Source organism: Pseudomonas sp. CDFA 610 (assembly GCF_021147865.1).
Lineage (GTDB): Bacteria > Pseudomonadota > Gammaproteobacteria > Pseudomonadales > Pseudomonadaceae > Aquipseudomonas > Aquipseudomonas alliivorans.
In genome coordinates, this window is record NZ_JAGTPM010000004.1 from 331,037 (window position 1) to 349,207 (window position 18,171).

General features: G+C 61.2%; 7 protein-coding genes. 4 read left to right on the forward strand and 3 right to left on the reverse strand.

Annotation, left to right across the window (positions count from 1 at the left end):
* Positions 1–33: 33 nt before the first annotated feature.
* The 3 genes from KDX39_RS09445 to KDX39_RS09455 are packed head-to-tail and all read left to right on the forward strand — an operon-like array spanning position 34 to position 8,586.
* A complete protein-coding gene (locus KDX39_RS09445; protein WP_231660131.1) occupies positions 34–2,076 on the forward strand; it encodes a methyl-accepting chemotaxis protein in 2,043 nt (680 codons plus the stop codon).
* A 47-nt stretch (positions 2,077–2,123) separates the two neighbouring features.
* Positions 2,124–8,105, forward strand: a complete 5,982-nt coding sequence (locus KDX39_RS09450) for an Hpt domain-containing protein (RefSeq protein ID WP_231660132.1) — start codon at positions 2,124–2,126, stop codon at positions 8,103–8,105.
* Positions 8,098–8,586 (forward strand): chemotaxis protein CheW, encoded by a 489-nt coding sequence (locus tag KDX39_RS09455; RefSeq protein WP_231660133.1) that lies wholly within the window; start codon positions 8,098–8,100, stop codon positions 8,584–8,586. Before KDX39_RS09450 ends, KDX39_RS09455 begins: the two co-directional genes overlap by 8 nt.
* A gap of 47 nt (positions 8,587–8,633) precedes the next feature.
* On the opposite strand, the gene selO is transcribed toward KDX39_RS09455, so the two are convergent.
* From selO to KDX39_RS09470, 3 genes are read right to left on the reverse strand one after another with little or no spacing between them, the layout of a single operon-like run.
* The gene (selO, locus tag KDX39_RS09460; RefSeq protein ID WP_231660134.1) at positions 8,634–10,097 is read right to left on the reverse strand and encodes a protein adenylyltransferase SelO; all 1,464 of its coding nucleotides are present in this window, start codon (positions 10,095–10,097) and stop codon (positions 8,634–8,636) included.
* A 48-nt stretch (positions 10,098–10,145) separates the two neighbouring features.
* The gene (gene mscK / locus KDX39_RS09465; RefSeq protein WP_231660135.1) at positions 10,146–13,532 is read right to left on the reverse strand and encodes a mechanosensitive channel MscK; all 3,387 of its coding nucleotides are present in this window, start codon (positions 13,530–13,532) and stop codon (positions 10,146–10,148) included.
* Between the two features lie 38 nt (positions 13,533–13,570).
* Positions 13,571–15,313 carry a potassium/proton antiporter gene (locus tag KDX39_RS09470; protein ID WP_231660136.1) on the reverse strand — a complete coding sequence of 581 codons (1,743 nt, stop codon included), beginning with the start codon at positions 15,311–15,313 and terminating at the stop codon, positions 13,571–13,573.
* 246 nt (positions 15,314–15,559) lie between these two features.
* Between KDX39_RS09470 and KDX39_RS09475 the strand changes: the two genes are divergently transcribed.
* Positions 15,560–18,151 (forward strand): dermonecrotic toxin domain-containing protein, encoded by a 2,592-nt coding sequence (locus KDX39_RS09475; RefSeq protein ID WP_231660137.1) that lies wholly within the window; start codon positions 15,560–15,562, stop codon positions 18,149–18,151.
* Positions 18,152–18,171 lie beyond the last annotated feature (20 nt).

Here is an 18,171-nt window from a genome sequence, read left to right on the forward strand (position 1 = left end):
AATCGCAGTTGGTCCAGGCGGGGGCCTGATTTCATGAGTAAGACAGGCAGGTCACTGGAAGGCGCACGCAGTCGTACGCAAATTATCGTGCTGTTCTTCGCGCTCATCGTGTTCATCATGTTGCTGTTCGCCAACTTCGCTTACCTCAATACTCAGTCGAACTACGACAAGCAGTACATCGGGCACGCCGGAGAGCTGCGCGTGCTGTCCCAGCGCATCGCGAAAAACGCCACCGAAGCGGCGGCAGGCAAGGCCCAGGCGTTCAAACTGCTGGCCGATGCGCGCAACGACTTCGACCTGCGCTGGGGCTACCTGAGAAAAGGCGATCCCAACACCAGCCTGCCCGCCGCACCGTCATCGATCCGCGACGAGCTGCGCAACGTGCAGAACGACTGGGAAGCGCTGCGCAAGAACACCGATGTGATTCTGGCCAGCGAGCAGACCGTGTTGTCGCTGCATCAGGTGGCCGCAACCCTTGCCGAGACCATTCCGCAATTGCAGGCCGAGTACGAAAAGGTCGTCGAAATCCTTCTGCAGAGCAAAGCGCCTGCCGCGCAGGTCGTGGTCGCCCAGCGTCAGGCCTTGCTGGCCGAGCGGATTCTGGGTTCGGTCAACACCGTGCTGGCGGGGGATGAAACCGCCGTGCAGGCTGCCGATGCCTTTGGCCGTGACGCCAGCCAGTTCGGACGTGTGCTCAATGGCATGCTGGAAGGCAACGCGACCCTGCGTATTGCCCAGGTCGAAGATCGGGATGCGCGAGCGCGGCTGGCCGAAATTGCCGAACTGTTCGAGTTCGTCTCCGGCTCGGTGGACGAAATCCTGGAAACCTCGCCCGAGCTGTACCGGGTGCGTGAAGCGTCGGGCAATATCTTCAATACCTCGCAAACCCTGCTGGACGAGACCTCGGTGCTGGCCAACAGTCTGGAAAACCTGGCCAACCGGCGTACCCTTAACACTGTGGGCGGTTATGTATTGGGTCTGCTGGCGCTGATGTCGATCATCCTGATTGCGCTGGTGATGGTTCGCGAAACCAACCGCCAGTTGCGTGAAACCGCGCAGAAAAGCGAGCGCAATCAGAATGCGATCATGCGCCTGCTCGACGAGATCGAAAATCTGGCCGATGGCGATCTGACCGTCACCGCCTCGGTGACCGAAGACTTCACTGGCGCCATCGCTGACTCCATCAATTATTCCATCGACCAGTTGCGTGAGCTGGTGGTCACCATCAACCTCACGGCAGAGCAGGTGGCTTCGGCCGTTGCCGAGACCCAGGCCACGGCCATGCAGCTGTCGGCGGCCTCCAGGCATCAGGCGCTGCAGATCAGCGCGGCCTCGACCTCCATCAACGACATGGCGGCGTCCATCGATCAGGTATCGGCGAACGCGTCGGAATCCTCATCGGTGGCCGAGCGTTCGGTGACCATCGCCAACAAGGGCAATGAGGTGGTGCATAACACCATTCGGGGCATGGACAACATCCGCGAGCAGATTCAGGACACCTCCAAACGCATCAAACGTCTTGGCGAGTCGTCTCAGGAAATCGGCGACATTGTCAGCCTGATCGATGATATTGCTGATCAGACCAACATTCTGGCCCTCAACGCCGCCATTCAGGCGTCCATGGCCGGTGATGCCGGGCGTGGTTTTGCCGTGGTTGCCGACGAAGTCCAACGCCTGGCCGAACGTTCGTCGTCGGCCACCAAGCAGATCGAGACGCTGGTTCGAGCGATCCAGAACGACACCAATGAGGCGGTCATCTCCATGGAGCAGACCACCAGTGAAGTGGTGCGTGGTGCACGGCTGGCCCAGGATGCAGGCGTTGCGCTCGAAGAGATCGAAGGCGTGTCCAGAGTGCTGGCCGAACTGATCGAAAGTATCACCGATGCCGCGCGACAACAGGCCGAATCGGCCGGCCAGATTTCCCAGACCATGAGCGTGATCCAGCAGACCACCTCACAGACCACCTCGGGGACCGCGGCAACCGCCGAGAGCATTGGCAATCTGGCGAAGATGGCCAGCGAAATGCGTCGTTCAGTGTCGGGTTTCACCTTGCCGCCATCGAAAAAAATCGGATGATGTTCACTCAATGAACGATCTGGACCGGGTAAAGGGCGGTATTTGTCATGGCTGATCGTCACGACTACGTGGCGCTGGAGTGGCTCAAGGGCGAGATCGCCGAGACGCTCACGCAGGCACGTCACGCACTGGATGAGTTCATCGAGAACCCTGCCGACGCGGCGGCGATAGCCGACTGCCTGAACCTTGTGCATCAGGTGCATGGCAGCCTGCAGATGATCGAATTCTACGGCGCTGCGCTGTTGGCCGAGGAAATCGAGCAACTGGTGCTGGCCGTGCAGCAGGATCGTGTCAGTCATCCGGTCGAGTCCGAGCAGTTGCTGATTCAGGCCATGACCCAGCTTCCGGTGTATCTGGAGCGCATTCATTCGGCGCGCCGGGATCTGCCGCTGGTGGTCCTGCCGCTGCTCAACGATTTGCGCAGCGCCCGGGGCGAAAGCCTGCTGTCGGAAACCAGCCTGTTCGCCCCGCAACTGATCGTCGTCCCTGCACTGGGCGAGGAAGAACTGGCCCGGCGTAATACACCTGATCTGCCCAATTTGTTGCGCAAGTTGCGTCAGACGTTGCAAGCCGCGCTGGCGGGCCTGATGCGCGAGCAGGGCGTCAAGACGCAACTCGGCTACATGGCCAAGGTCTTTGCCCGTCTGGAACAGCTCTGCGAGGACGCGCCGCTGGGACCGCTCTGGCGAATCGCCACGGCGCTGGTCGAGACCATGCTCAACGGCAACTTCACCAATAGCCCGGCGCTGCGCAGCCTCCTCAAGGATGCCGACAAGGAACTCAAGCGTCTGGCCGAACAGGGCATTGAAGGCATCAATCAGCCTGCGCCCGAAGAACTGCTGAAAAGCCTGCTGTTTTACATCGCCAAGTCCGACAGCCTCGCGCCGAAGATGCTCGATCTCAAGGACCAGTACGCACTGGCCGACGCGCTGCCCGGCAACGACGTGGTCGACGAAGAGCGCGCCCGCATGGCCGGGCCGGACCGCGATGCCATGCGCTCCGTCATCGTGGCTCTGTGCGAAGGGCTGGTGCGGGTCAAGGAACGGCTGGATGTGTTCGTACGCGGCGACCGGGAGCATGTCAGTGAGTTGAATGCCTTGCTGCCACCGCTGCGGCAGATCGCCGACACCCTGGCGGTGCTCGGCTTCGGTCAGCCGCGCAAAGTCATCATCGACCAGCTCTCGGTAGTGCAGGGCATGGCGCATGGGCAGCGCGAACCCAGTGACGCCGCGCTGATGGATGTGGCGGGTGCCTTGCTGTACGTCGAATCGACCCTGGCCGGCATGGCGGGCAGCACCGAGCAGGACAGTCGTGAAGACAGTCGCCTGCCGACCACCGACCTGACCCAGATCCACCAACTGGTGATTCGCGAAGCGCGTGTGGTACTGCAGCAGGCCAAGGATGTGATTCTCGAATACATCGACAGCGAATGGGACCGACAGCGTCTCGACCCGCTGTGCGCCTTGTTGGTCCAGGTGCGCGGCGCGCTGGCGATGATTCCGCTGGCGCGGGCGGCCAGTCTGCTGGCGGCGTGCAACGAATACATTCAGGAGCACCTGCTGGTGGACGAGACGCGTCCTGGCGCGGTGCAACTGGACTCTCTGGCTGACACCATCTCCTGCGTCGAGTACTACCTGGAACGCATGGGCGAAGACCATGAAGCGCCGGGCGATCAGATTCTCGACATGGCGCAGCAGAGTCTGGCCCTGCTGGGCTACACGCCAGCGCCGGACATGCTGGAAGTGCCGCTGCTCGATGAAGTCATCACTCAGGACGAACTGCTGGCGCTGGACGACCGCAAGGCCCTGGTCAGCCCGACGCAGACCATCGCTCAGGTTCTGGCCAGACCGGTTTCGGCCGTCAACCCGCCAGCCCGCAACGCGCCCACCAGTCTGCTGCCGCCGCCTTCCGGTGAAGACGCCGTAGACGAGGAACTGCGCGAAGTGTTTCTGGAGGAGGCTGACGAAGTGCTGGACGCACTGCGTGAGTACCTGCCTCGCTGGTTTGCCTCGCTGGGCAAGGGCGATCAGTGGGATGTGGTCGCGCTGACCGAAGTGCGCCGTGCCTTTCACACATTGAAGGGCAGCGGCCGGATGGTGCGGGCACTGATTCTGAGCGAACTGGCCTGGGCTGTGGAAAACCTTCTGAACCGCGTGCTGGAGGGCGATGTGTTGCCTGTTCCGCAGGTCCAGCAGCTGTTGACGGATGTGCTGGCACTGCTGCCGCGGGTCGTCAGGAATTACGCCGAAGGAGCCCAGCGTCAGCGCGACGATGTCGACCTGCTGGCCGCGCGCGCTCATGCGTTGGCCAATGGTCTGGAGCCGCCTGCGTTGCCGGTGCAGCCGGGCGAAGCCAGAGTCGAAGTCATCGATCCCCAGTTGCTGGAGATTTTCCGTCAGGAAGCCCTCGGGCATCTGGGTACGCTGGATCGCTTCCTTGAAAGCGCCGAACAGTCGCCCTCGGCATCAATCAGCGACAGCCTGCTGCGCGCGCTGCATACCCTCAAGGGCAGCGCGCACATGGCGGGCGTGTTGCCGATGGCCGAACTGGTCAGCCCGCTGGATCAACTGGTGCGCGAGTACAAAGCCAACCTGATCGCCATCGGCATGCCTGAAATCCGCCTGCTGCGCAGCGCCGAGCCGTTGTTGCGCAAGGGGCTGGAGCAACTGGACAGCCAGCCGCTGGCGCCGATTCCGGGTGCGCCTGCCCTGATCGAGGCGGCTTGCTCGCTGCTCAACGACCGGCTTACGGCCGCGCTGCGCGAGTCGGACAACGGCCTGCGTATCAAGCGTAATCCCAAGCTGATCGCCAGCTTCCTCGCCGAAGGCATGGACATTGTGCTGGATGCGGAAAACCTGTTGCGACGCTGGCGTGAACATCCCGGCGAGCGGCAGGAGCTCAGCGCGCTGCTCGACGAACTGACCACCCTTGGGCACGGCGCGCATCTGGCCGATCTGCCTCAGGTCGATGAGCTGTGCGAAGCCCTGCTCGACCTGTATGGCGCAGTGGAGGAGAGCAGCCTGGCGGTCAGCGATCAGTTCTTCGACGATGCCGAGCGGGCTCACGAAGCGCTGATCAATATGCTCGATCAGGTCGCGGCCGGGCAGGATGTCGACCCGCGTCCCGAGTGTGTGCGGGCTTTGCACGACCTGCTCGAACAGGCACTGGACCCTTCTGCTACCGGGCTGATCAAAAGCGACGGACATCGGACATTGAGTGTCACCGAACTCAATGCCGCCACCGCCCAACTGGCTAGCGAGGCCCCGCAATCCGGCGTACCGCAGCCTGAAGTGGCCAGTCTGGACGACGAGATCGTCGAGATTTTTCTCGAAGAAGCGGTCGATATCCTCGACAGTGCCGGGCAGGCCTTGCAACGCTGGCTGGACGAGCCGGAAAATCCGTTGCCGCTGTCGTCGCTGCAACGCGATCTGCACACCCTGAAAGGCGGTGCGCGGATGGCAGAAGTCGCCGAAGTAGGCGATCTGGCCCATGAGCTGGAAAACCTCTACGAGGGGCTGATCGACCGACGCTTCAACCATTCGCCGCAACTGGCCGAACTGCTGCTCAAGAGTCACGACGAACTGGCAATCATGCTGGAACAGTTGTTTCGTCAGGAAGCGCTCAGCGATCCGACGTCATTGATCGACGCCTTGATTCAATGCCGCAACGGTGAGGTCAGCGAGCCCGAGCCGGCTGCGTCAACGACTCGCGTCGACGAGCCGCAGGAACGCGATACCGAATTGCTGGAAATCTTTCTCGAAGAAGGTTTCGACCTGCTCGAAAGCTCCGGCGCATCCCTGTCGCGCTGGCAGGCTGATCCGCAGAACACTCTGGAAGTCGAGAACCTGCTGCGTGATCTGCATACGCTGAAGGGCGGGGCACGCATGGTCGAGATAGCGCCGATCGGTGATCTCGCCCATGAACTCGAAACCCTCTATGAAGGGCTGTCATCGGGAGCCCTGCAGGCTGATCCGCTGATGATGAGCCTGTTGCAGAGCGGTCATGACGTGCTGGCCGACATGCTTGATGCCGTGCGGACCGACAAGCCGCTGCCTGATGCGACTCTGCTGATTCAGAACATTCAGAACCTCGCCAGCCAGGAGCCGGGGCAACGTCTGCCGCTGGTGAGCACGCCTGAGCCGGAACCGGTTGCCGCACCGGTGCCCGCAGCCGATGCCGAATCCGAGCGCAACGTGCCAGAGACCATCAAGGTGCCGGCTGAACAGCTGGAGAACCTGGTCAACCTGGCGGGTGAGACGTCGATCTTTCGGGGACGTATCGAACAGCAGATGCTCGACGCTCAGGTCGCACTGGTGGAAATGGAAACGACCATCGAGCGGATGCGCGATCAACTGCGGCGTCTGGACATGGAAACCCAGGGTCGGATTCTCAGTCGCGAGCAGGTGCAGGCCGAGCGTCTTGGCTATGAAGAATTCGATCCTCTGGAAATGGACCGCCACTCCCAGTTGCAGCAGCTGTCTCGCGCGCTGTTCGAGTCGGCCTCCGACCTGATGGACCTCAAGGAAACCCTCGGCGCACGTACGCGTGACGCCGAAATGCTGTTGTCGCAGCAGGCACGGGTCAACACCCAGTTGCAGGAAGGCCTGATGCGTACGCGCATGGTGCCTTTCGAGCGGATGGTCCCGCGCTTGCGGCGTGTGGTGCGGCAAGTGGCGACCCAGTTGAATAAGAAAGTGCAGTTCGAAGTGGCCAACGCTGACGGCGAAATGGACCGTAATGTGCTGGAACGGATGGTCGCGCCGCTGGAGCACATGCTGCGTAACGCGGTTGACCACGGCCTTGAGAGCACTGAAAAGCGCCTGGCGGCAGGCAAGTCCGATCAGGGGTTGATCACGCTGGAACTCATGCACGAGGGCGGCGATATCCTGATCGAGCTCAGCGATGACGGATCGGGTGTCGATCTGGCCGCCGTGCGCCGCAAGGCGATCAAACGCGGGATGATCCATCCCGATGCCGATCTGGCCGATCACGAGGTCCTGCCATTCATCCTTCAGGCCGGATTCTCCACGACCGACATCATCACGCAGATTTCCGGGCGTGGCGTGGGCATGGATGTGGTACACGCCGAGGTCAAGCAACTGGGCGGCTCGATGGTGATCGATTCGACACCGGGCAAGGGTACCCGCTTCAGGATTCGCCTTCCATTCTCGGTCTCGGTCAACCGTGCGCTGATGGTCACCTGCGGCGATGAGCAGTACGCCGTGCCGCTCAATACGGTGGATGGCATCGTGCGGGTCATGCCCAATGAACTGGACGCCTGCTACCAGACCAGCCCGCCACGCTATCAGTACGGCGGGCGCAGTTACGAATTGCGCTATCTGGGTGAGCTGATCGACAACAGTCCGCCACGCTTCATCGGCCAGCTCGAGCCGCTGCCGGTGTTACTGGTGCATCTTCAGGATCAGTGGGTGGCCGTGCAGGTCGATGCGCTGGCGGGCTCGCGGGAAATCGTGGTCAAGACTCTCGGTCCGCAGTTCTCCAGGGTTCAGGGTATTTCCGGTGCAACCATTCTGGGCGACGGCCGTGTGGTGCTGATTCTTGACCTGATGGCGCAGATTCGTACGTTGCAGGGGCGTCTGCACAGACCGCCAATGGACGGGGCTGCGAAGACGTTCCACGAGATCGAGCAGGCCAGGCCGCTGCTGGTCATGGTGGTGGACGACTCGGTCACCGTGCGCAAGGTCACGGGCCGATTGCTGGAGCGCCACGGCATGCACGTGCTGACCGCCAAGGACGGTGTCGATGCCATGACCCTGCTGCAGGAACACACGCCGGACATCATGTTGCTGGACATCGAAATGCCGCGAATGGACGGCTTTGAAGTGGCGAGCCAGATTCGTCGCGACGAACAGCTCAAGGATCTGCCGATCATCATGATCACCTCCCGCTCCGGCAAGAAGCACCGCGATCGGGCGATGGCCCTGGGCGTCAACGAATACCTGAGCAAGCCGTATCAGGAAAATGTGCTGCTGGACAGCATCGCGTACTGGAGCCAGGTTCATGTCTGAAAGTTCGTTCCAGACCCAGCGGCTGACCAGCCTGACCGGGTTGATCCTGCCGTTGAGCGATCGTCACCTGCTGCTGCCCAACGTCGCCGTTGCCGAGTTGATCGATTATCAGGATTGCAGCGCCGAACCGGGTGCGCCTGAGTGGTATCTGGGGCCGATCACCTGGCGCGAACTGACCTTGCCACTGCTCAGCTTCGAAGCGGCCTGCGGTGGTCGCACGCGTGTAGGCGGACGAGCAAGAATAGTCGTGCTCAATGCGCTGGGCGGACGCCATGACGTCAGGTTCATTGCACTGCTGACCCAAGGCATCCCGCGCTCCTGCAAGGTCGACAGCCAACTGAGCTACGTCGACGTGCCCCTGACCGAACTGGAACTGGCCGCCGTACAGGTCGGCGACACCGTAGCCCGCATTCCCGACCTGCAAGGGCTGGAGCAATGGCTGGTGAATGCAGGGCTGGCCGATCCATCCCTGCGCAGCTGAAAGCGGACGCGGATTGCGGACTCGGTGAGCGGGGCGCATGGCTCACGTCACGACGAACAGCTGATCTCCAGATGCTTGCCCCAGTCCGGTGGGCGCTGGGCGTAGCGGTCCATGTCGGGTTGTTCGGTGAAGGGATTGCAGAGCACATCGTGCAGGCGGCGGACTTCTTCGTAGTCACCCTGTTCAGCCGCCTTAATCGCGTTTTGCGCCAGGTAATTGCGCAGGATGTACAGCGGGTTGACGGCGTGCATGCGTATTTTGCGTTCGTCTTCGGAGGTACCGCCTTCTTGGGCGATGCGCGCCAGATAGGTCTCGCCCCACCTGTCGAAGCCGTTAATGTCGACAAAATCGTCACGCAGGACGCGTAAAGCTTCGGCGGCCGGTGCATCGCCCAGTCGGCGGAAGAACAGGGTGTAATCGACGCCGCTGTTCTGCATCAGTTGCAGCAGGCGGCTGATCAGCAGGTCGTCCTGTTCGTCGGCGTGAGTCAGGCCGAGGCGACGGCGCATCAGGTCCAGGTAATGCGCCTGATAGAGCGGCAGAAACAATCCGATGGTCTCGCGCAAGGCGTCGACGCTGATGAACGGCGTCAGTGCCTGAGCCAGCGCACTCAGGTTCCATTGCGCAATCGGCACCTGATTGCTGAAGGAGTAGCGTCCTTCGTGATCGGAGTGGTTGCAGATGAAGTGCTGATCGAAGTCGTCCAGAAACGCGAACGGGCCGAAATCGAAGGTGATGCCCAGAATCGACATGTTGTCGGTGTTCATCACGCCGTGACAGAAACCGTAGGCCTGCCACTTGGCAATCAGCTCGGCGTTGCGCTCGACGATTTCCCGGAACATCGCCAGATACGGTTCGGGCTGCTCTCGGCACTGTGGGTAGTGCATGGTCAGTACATGCTCGGCCAGCTGCTTCAACTGCTCCGGCTGCTTGGTGTAGTAGAAATACTCAAGACTGCCGAAGCGCACGTGGCTGTGGGCCAGACGCAGGACCATCGCGGCGCGTTCCTCGGTTTCCCGCCAGACCGGCGTGCTGGAGCCGATGACACAGGCGGCGCGGCTGCTCGGGATGTTCAAGGCGTGCAACGCTTCGGAGGCCAGAAACTCGCGGATAGACGAACGAAGAACGGCGCGGCCATCGCCCATGCGCGAATACGGCGTCTGCCCGGCGCCCTTGAGGTGCAGGTCCCAATGCTCGCCTGCCTCGTTGTAGACCTCGCCCAACAGCAGTCCGCGACCATCGCCCAGGCGTGGGTTGTACGAACCGAACTGGTGGCCGGAATAGACCATCGCTCGCGGTTCGGCTTCCTGCCAGAGCTTGTGCCCGGCAAAGATTTCCGCGAAGAGGGGTGTCTCGGCCTGGCTCGGGTCAAGGTCCAGCAAGGACAGCGCGGCCTTGCTGGCAACCACGAGACGGGGTTCGGCGATGGGTTCAGGCATGACCGAGGTGGAGAACGCGTCGCCCAGACGGGCGAAGCGGTTGTCGAAGACGAGTTCGTCGAGGGCTTTCACAGGCCATCTCCAGCAAAATGTGAAGGCATTCTGCTGGGGTTGACCCGATCAGTCGAGCCTGAGTTCAGGCGGCTCGGGCGCGTCCTTGGTGGCAGGCGCCACTTTGGTGTTGACCGGCGGCGTGCCTTTCTCGGTCGGCAGCACGGTCTTCTCCTCGGAATCCACGGGCACCATCTTGTATTCCTTGCCCTGAGTATTTTTGAGGTAGATCTCCATCTGGCGGAACGAGATGTTGATCTTCTGCTTCTTGAACTCGCGGTTGATGAACCGGTTGATCTCGTCCAGAACCGGGTTGCGATCGCCCAGATCGCGTACGTGCATGCGCAGTTCGTGGTCCAGAGTGCTTTCGCCGAAATTCAGGAAGTAGACGATTGGTTCAGGCTCTTTCAGTACCCGAGGGTTCTCGCGAGCCGCCTGCAGCAGCAGTTCGCGAACCAGATCCAGATCCGAGCCGTAGTCCACGCCCAGTTTGAGGGTCACGCGGGTGATGGTGTCGGTCAGCGACCAGTTGATGAGCTGGCCGGTGATGAACGTCTTGTTCGGGACAATGATGTCCTTGCGATCGAAGTCGGTGATGGTCGTGGCACGAATGCGGATCTTGCTGACCGTACCCGACAGGTTACCGATGGTGATGGTGTCGCCGATCCGCACCGGTCGTTCGAACAGGATCATGATGCCGGAGATGAAGTTGGCGAAGATCTCCTGCATACCGAAACCGAGACCGACCGATAGCGCGGCTACCAGCCACTGCAACTTGTCCCAGCTCACGCCGAGTGTCGAGAGCGTGGTGACGAAACCGATGCCGGCAATCGCATAGGACAGCAATGTCGTCGTTGCGTAGGCACTGCCCTGCGCCAGATTCAGGCGTGACAGCACCAGCACTTCGAGAAGGCCGGGCAGGTTGCCTGCCAGCACGAAGGTGATGGCAATGATCACCACCGCGCCGATGAAGTCGCCGAGGCTGATCGGCACCATGCTCATGTTGGCGCCGGTGCCGCTGGTGTACTCGTACAGGGTAATGTTGTCGAGGTAGGCAAAGACCGTGATCAGGTCGGCCCAGACCAGATACAGCGCGCCGATGAAGCCGCCCAGCAAGGCCAGACGAATCAGACGCAGCGACTGCTGGTTGACCTGCTCGATGTCCAGTTTCGGCTCTTCGACCGGTGCGTCGCTGTCGCCGTTTTCGCGAGCAGCCTGACGTTTGGCCAGGGCGCGCTGGTAGGCCAGACGGCGTGCCGCCACACCCAGGCCGCGAACGAAGGTGGCTTCCACCACCAGCCAGAGCATAAGCAGGTAAAGCGTGTCGATCAGTCGGTCGCTGAGCTTGAGCGCCGTATAGTAGTAGCCGAAGCACACCGCCACGAACAGGGCGATGGGCAGCGCGGTAAACGCCATGCCCACGGCTTTGCGAAACAGCGAAGCATTGTGGTGGGTCGGGCTTGAGACCAGCAGGCGACCCAGCAGCCAGGCCATCAGTGCGTAGCAGGTCAGCACCACGCCAATCCCCAGCACATCGTCGGCCAGCGCGGCAGGCTGGTGTTCAGCCACCGCCACAACCGCGACCAATGCCAGAACGACCAGCCCGAGGCGACGAACCCAGCCGCGCAGGAACTCGACCTGCGCCGTCTCCCAGCGGAAATGCAGCTGCGCAACACCCGAAGGCGCAAGCACGCGGTAGGCGGTGTAGAACACCAGCCAGGCCAACGCGATCTGCAACAGCGCCTCGCCGAGGTTGGCGTTCTGCCCGCGTGCATCGATCTGCAGTGCATAGCCGCACAGGGCCAGGCCCAAGGCGACAGGCATGGCCAGCAGCACGTTGATCAGCAGGGCCAGCGGGGTTTTCCACTGGCTGTCACGCTTGAAGTGACCAATGTCGGCATGCAGGCGGTTCAGGCGCTGATACAGCGCCTTGCGCCGCCAGGTCAGAACACCGATCAGCAACAGCAGCGGGAGGAACAGCAAAGGGCGCTGTGTCAGTCCATCCGACAGTTCGCTGAGGCTGGACGTCCAGGGAAGGGTGGCGACCTGCTTTTCAAGGCGCGGCCAGATGTTCTGGAACCACTCGATGTCCAGCGGCTTGTTGCTGGGAATCCAGAACATCTGCTCGTCCAGTGTGGAGCGCAGGCCGATTGCGGTGCTGGTCAGTTGCTTCTGGTTCAGTTGCAGGGTGATGGATTCATTGAGCAACGCACTGAGCTCGCGGTTCAGGCGTTCCAGCAGGTCGCTGCGGGTGATCGCCAGATCCATCAGGGTTCTGCGCAGTTGCGGCGTGATGTTTTCCGGGGGCTGAGTGGCGAGCAGCTTCTCGACATAGGCCGTAGGTGTGCTCATCTGCTCGCGTTGCTGGTTGATCTCGAACTGATACAGGCGAATGTTGGCGATTTCGTCCGCCAGGCCTTTGTCCAGTTCCAGATGCGGCAACGACTGCTTCTGTTTGTAGAGAATCTTGGACAGCAGCAGGCTGCCGCTGAGCACGTTGATTTGCTCGCTCAGGGCCTGATCGGTTTGCGTCAGGTTGTCCAGTTGCTGTTTGGTCTTGAGGTTCTGCTGGGTCAGTTCGTTGAGTCGGTCGGTGCCACGCAGCAGGTAGTCGGACAGTTGCAGGTTGGCGGCGCTTTCGGTCGCCAGCAGACTGCTGCCTCCGGATTTCTGGGCTTCAAGGGACAGGTCGGCCACGGTTTTCTGCGACTGGGCACGGCGTTTGTCATTGATCAGGGTCTGCAGGTCCTGGATTTCCTGCTCCTGCCGCGCGACTTTCTCGGTGAGCAAGTCGTGCTGGCTGTTGCCCAGATCCTGCAACTGACTGTTGCCGGCCAGTTCCTGGCGACGCAACAGGTTCAGGGCGTTGATCGACGCCAGTTCGGCGTTGAGCAGGTTGCGCTGATCGGCGCTGAGGGTCTTGCCGTTGTCCTTGCCCAACTTGAGGATCGCGTTGATCTGCTGAATGCGGTTCTGATTGGCGCTGATTTCCGCCTGGGCACGCTCCGGACGTGTCTGGGCGGTAATGCTCAGGCTGTTGGCGTCATTGAGTTCTTTCTGCAGATCGCTCTGTTGAGTGCTGCGCTGGCTGAGCATCTGCTCCAGCTGCGGCACATCGAGGCCGCCGTAGCGCTGTGCGATCGGTACGATCTTGCTTTCCTTCAGGCGACTCAGCTCACGTTGGTTCTCGACGGTCTGTTTGGGTGCCTGATTGAGTTGTTGCTTGAGCGCGGTCAGCTTCTGCTCGCTTTCCTGCTTGCTGGCCAGAAACCCCAGAGTTTGCTCGAGCACCTGTTGCAGCGCTTTCTGGTCGGCGTCCGGCAGTTTGCGGTCGGCGATCTTGTCCAGACTCTGCTGCACGGCCTCGCGGGTGGGCGGGTCGGCAGCAAGGGCGGGAAACGTGGAAAGACAAAGCGTAAACAGTGCGGCAGCACAAAGAGAGCGCAGGGAAAACATAGACACCGGTCGCGTGATGGTACGTGTGGGTTGGCAGTTTAAAGGAACAATCCGGGACCCGGGCGGCTTCCTTCGGGGAATTTGACGCCCACTTTCTGGATCTTGTTCCCGTCCATGACGGCAACGGTCCAAATAGTTCCATTCCATTCGATCTGGTCGCCCACAATCGGCTCGCCGCGATTCTTCTGCACAATGAACTGGCTGAGCGGCATGCCGGGGTCCAGCCCGTCGAGTTTCAAGCCGTAGAGCGCCGCTACATCACCCAGTTGTGCATCGCCTTCGAGCACGAAATCGCCGAAGAAACGCAGGTCCAGGCCGCGTTGCGGGGCCTGGCTGAACAGTTTGCCCAGTGCGGGCAGGTCATGTTCGTGGCCGATCACGCAGAGCAGATCGCCGACTTCCAGCGTGGTACTGCCGGACGGGTGAAGCAGTTGCTGGCCGCGAAACAGGGCCGCGATACGGGTGCCTTCAGGCATCTTCAGCTCACGCAGGGCCGCGCCGATGCACCATTTTTCTGCCCCGAGGCGATAGACGAACAGTTCCCACTCGCTGGTGACATGCACTTCAAGAGCGGCGCGGGAAATAGGCGCAGGATCCGGCGGAACCGTCACTTTCAGCAGTTTTGCCATCCACGGCAGGCTCGTGCCTTGCAGCAGCAGCGAAACCAGCACGATGAAGAATGCGAGGTTGAAGTACAGCTGCGCATTGGGCAGCCCGGCCATCAGCGGAAACACCGCCAGGATGATCGGCACCGCGCCACGCAGGCCGACCCAGGCGATGAACGCCTTTTCGCGACCATGAAAGGCCTTGAACGGCAGCAGGCCGACCATGACCGAGAGCGGTCTCGCCACCAGAATCATCCACAGCGCCAGACCCAGCGCCGGAATGGCGATAGGCAGCAGGTCGTGAGGTGTAACCAGCAGACCCAGCACCAGAAACATACCGATCTGCGCCAGCCAGGCCATGCCGTCGAGCATATGCAGAATGCCGTGGCGACTGCGGATCGGACGGTTGCCCAGCACCAGACCGCACAGGTACACCGCCAGAAAGCCGCTACCGTGGATGGCGTTGGTCAGGGCAAAGATCGCCAGGCCACCCGCGATCACCAGAATCGGGTAAAGACCGGCCGCCAGATTGATGCGGTTGACCAGTTGCAGCATGATCCAGCCGCCACCCAGGCCGATGATTGCACCGATGCCGAACTCCTGAATCAGGTGCTCCAGAAGCCCCCAGTGCAGGCCGGTCTGGCCGCTGGCAAGCATACCGATCAGGGTCACGGTCAGGAATACCGCCATTGGGTCGTTGCTGCCGGATTCGATTTCCAGCGTGGCCGTGACCCGCTCGTTCAGGCCTTTGCCGCCCAGCAGCGAGAACACCGCAGCAGCGTCGGTCGAGCCGACAATCGCGCCGATCAGCAGGCCCTGAATCATGTTCAGGTTGAACAGCCAGGCCGCGACCATGCCGGTCAGCACTGTGGTGATCAGCACCCCGACCGTGGCCAGCGACAGGGCAGGCCAGAGCGCCACCCGGAAGCTGGCCACCCGGGTTCGCAGGCCGCCGTCGAGCAGGATGACGGCCAGTGCGAGGTTGCCGACCAGATAGGCCGTTGCGTAGTTGTCGAAGATGATGCCGCCGCCATCGACGCCCGCCACCATGCCCACGGCAAGGATGATGACCAGGATCGGAATGCCGAGGCGCGAGGAAAGGGAGCTGACCAGAATGCTCGCCGTTACCAGCAACGCGCCGATCAGGAACAGGCTGTTGATGGTGGTGGCATCCAAGGGCGGTACTCCATAGAAAACGAATCGAAAACGATGAGAGCGAAAACTGACCATGCAGTCCGCGTGCCAAGGGATTCTAACCTGTTGAAATGGCTGGCTGTCAAAGTTTTGCCGATTAATACACAGCGTATCGCGGTCCCTGCTGCCACCGGCTCGTCTGCCTGACTCATGTCATAACTATTTAGGGTCGATGCGCCCCCTGGATCTGATCACGTGTGGCTTCCATCCCAAGAGGAACAGGAAGCCATGACTTCTGAAGCAACACGGTCACACCTTACAGACCTGCAACAACTTCGAAAAAAGGCCCACGAGTACATTACCGACTATCCCGACCTGTACGACATGGCGCGGCGGGCTGCGCGGGCCATTGTCTACAAGCGAACGGGCAAACGACTGAACCCTGATAACGTTTACTGGCACCGGTTCAGCACTGCCGTGAGCAGTTCTCGCACGTTTACCGGCTGGGAGCATTTCGGCACGCCGGTGGAGTCGATGACGATAGTCGAACTGGTGATACGCCGCTTCAGTCCACAGGATCAGGTTGCCAGTGACGAGCTTTCGTCCTGGGGCGGTTTTTATTCGGTAAAGGCTGACCATGGCACGTTCAATGAAACCTGCGAAGTGTCGTTGCTCGCTCAGGACGTGCTGAATGATTTCTGGGCGCTGGATTTCAGCACCGGTTACCGGCGCAAACTGCAGCAATTCTGGAGCCTTCATGGGCAAACGTTCTGCCTGTTGGCCAAGGCCGACTTCCTGGCGGCGGCAGGGCGATGCCTTCGCAACAGACAGATCCCGGCGGCTGACTTCAAATGGCTGATCAGTTTGATTCTGGATGAAAACAGCGACACGCCGACCCTGACGTCCCTTGGCGCTGTCATGGCATCCGGCACAAAAGCAGCGTTTCACTGGCTGGATGTCGGTGGCTTCAAGGCTCGGGACGTGCTGCGCATCGTTGATGAGCGCGGCGCGCAGATTCTCTACGTGCCAGGTGACAGCAAGCCTTTTCACCGGTTTGCCGGGCCGCAAGAACTGTTCGACTGGCTCAAGGCTCAGTTCGCCGCTGCCCGGACGCGCAGCGAAATGCGCAGCCACTTTATTCGCCCTTCAGTCGAGCAGACGTCTGGCGCTGCGTTCGACCGGTGTATCGAAGGCCTGCTCGCTCACGATTGGCATTCGGAGCAAGGACTGGTCAATCAGATCCAGACGTCCATCCCCGGCGATCCTTTTGAATCTCTGCGCGATAAGGCGAGAGACGAAATGACCGCTGATGCCCATGTCTTGCTGACAAGTAACGTCGAACTGCGTAAGCGACTGTGGATGGGCTATCTCGACGCTTTCCTGCAGGTCACCGGCAATCTTGCGCTGCTGGGCTGGCCGGTCGCCCTGGCAGTGGTCGGGGCGAGCGCTTTCAACCTCGGGCTGAACATTGATCAGGCGGTGCTCGGCAAAACGTCAACGCAACGCAAGGCCGGGGTGCTGGGCTCTATCTGCAATGCTCTTTATCTGGCGTTCAATCTGCCGTTGGTGACGGGCTTGAGTCGTGCAGCCGAGGGTTTGACCGACACGTTGGCAACACCGTCGCTTGCAGACACCCTTGCCAATCTCAACGGCAACCAACTGACGCTCGAAGGTGTAATGCCCGTTGCGGCCGAAGGAAGGCTGCGGGGCGTTTACCAACGGTTTAACGGCGAAACCTGGATCAGGCTGAGCGGATTGTTTTACCGCGTACGCTTCAATGAGTCGCTGGGGCGCTGGCAGGTAATTGATCCGCATAACCCCTTTGCCTTTTCTGCCGGCCCATTGGTGGTGCTTGATGAGCACGGCGAGTGGCAACCGCTCGCAAGCCCGGGCCTGTCGGGCGGCTCGCCTCAGGACGTGCCTTCGGCTGCAGACGCGCAGCCAGCCTCACTTCCCTATGGCACGACAGGTTCAGCGTTTTGGGATCACTACATGTTGATCAACGTTTACGACGAAAGGAGTCTGGCGGAGGCGGCTATCGCACGTCAGGAAGCGGTCATGGATATCTTTCGGATGGAGCCGGATGAAGAGGTGGTTTCCGACTCCGAGGGCGAAGACGTGCACATTGATCTGTGGGGCGCGAAGCACCGGGTGTTCAGGACCCACGATGCGACGTACCAGGCGCAGAGCATTCGCCGTTACACCCATAACGGAGGGATCTACAACCACTACCTGCGCACAGGGGATGTGTTCGGAGGAGGCCTGCCGACAGGCGCGTTTGATATCGCCGAGCAGTTTGAGGACATCAAACGCTTCGTCGAGGATGTCAGTACGCTGGGCTTCAATAATGACGTCACGCTGTATCGCGGTGGAAGCGGCGAGCGGGGCACGTCAGGTCAGTTCTTTCGAAGCGGTCAGGTCGCGGTCGGTGATGTGCTGACCAATACCGATATCACCTCGTTCAGCGAAAACCCCTACCAGGCCAGAACCTTTGCCAGTAGCCAGGCGGGCGTCAACGCCATATCCATTTCGGCCCCGGTCAGCTTTGATGACACATCGGTCGTCTTTGAGTTGCCTGCCGGACAGTACCTGGGCGCCGCTCCCATCGCGCCCTTTTCATCCAGCCCCAGAGAGGCAGAGTCGATCTTCCTGCCCGGCCGCTACTTTTTGATCGAACACCTCGATGAGGTGCGAGGCGCGTTCTACCGGTTCATGAGGGTGCGAATCAAGGAAGTGCCTGCACCTGTGGCCGGACGCAAACTGCTGGACATGCGCACCGGTGAGCCGTTCAGCCGCGAGCGCTATGCCGCCCGGCTGGGTGCGGCGGGTAAACCGCTTGTAGACGTGTTTTATCCGCAGGATGCGTCGGTTCTGTCATGACAGCCGCCTGGCTTCAACGT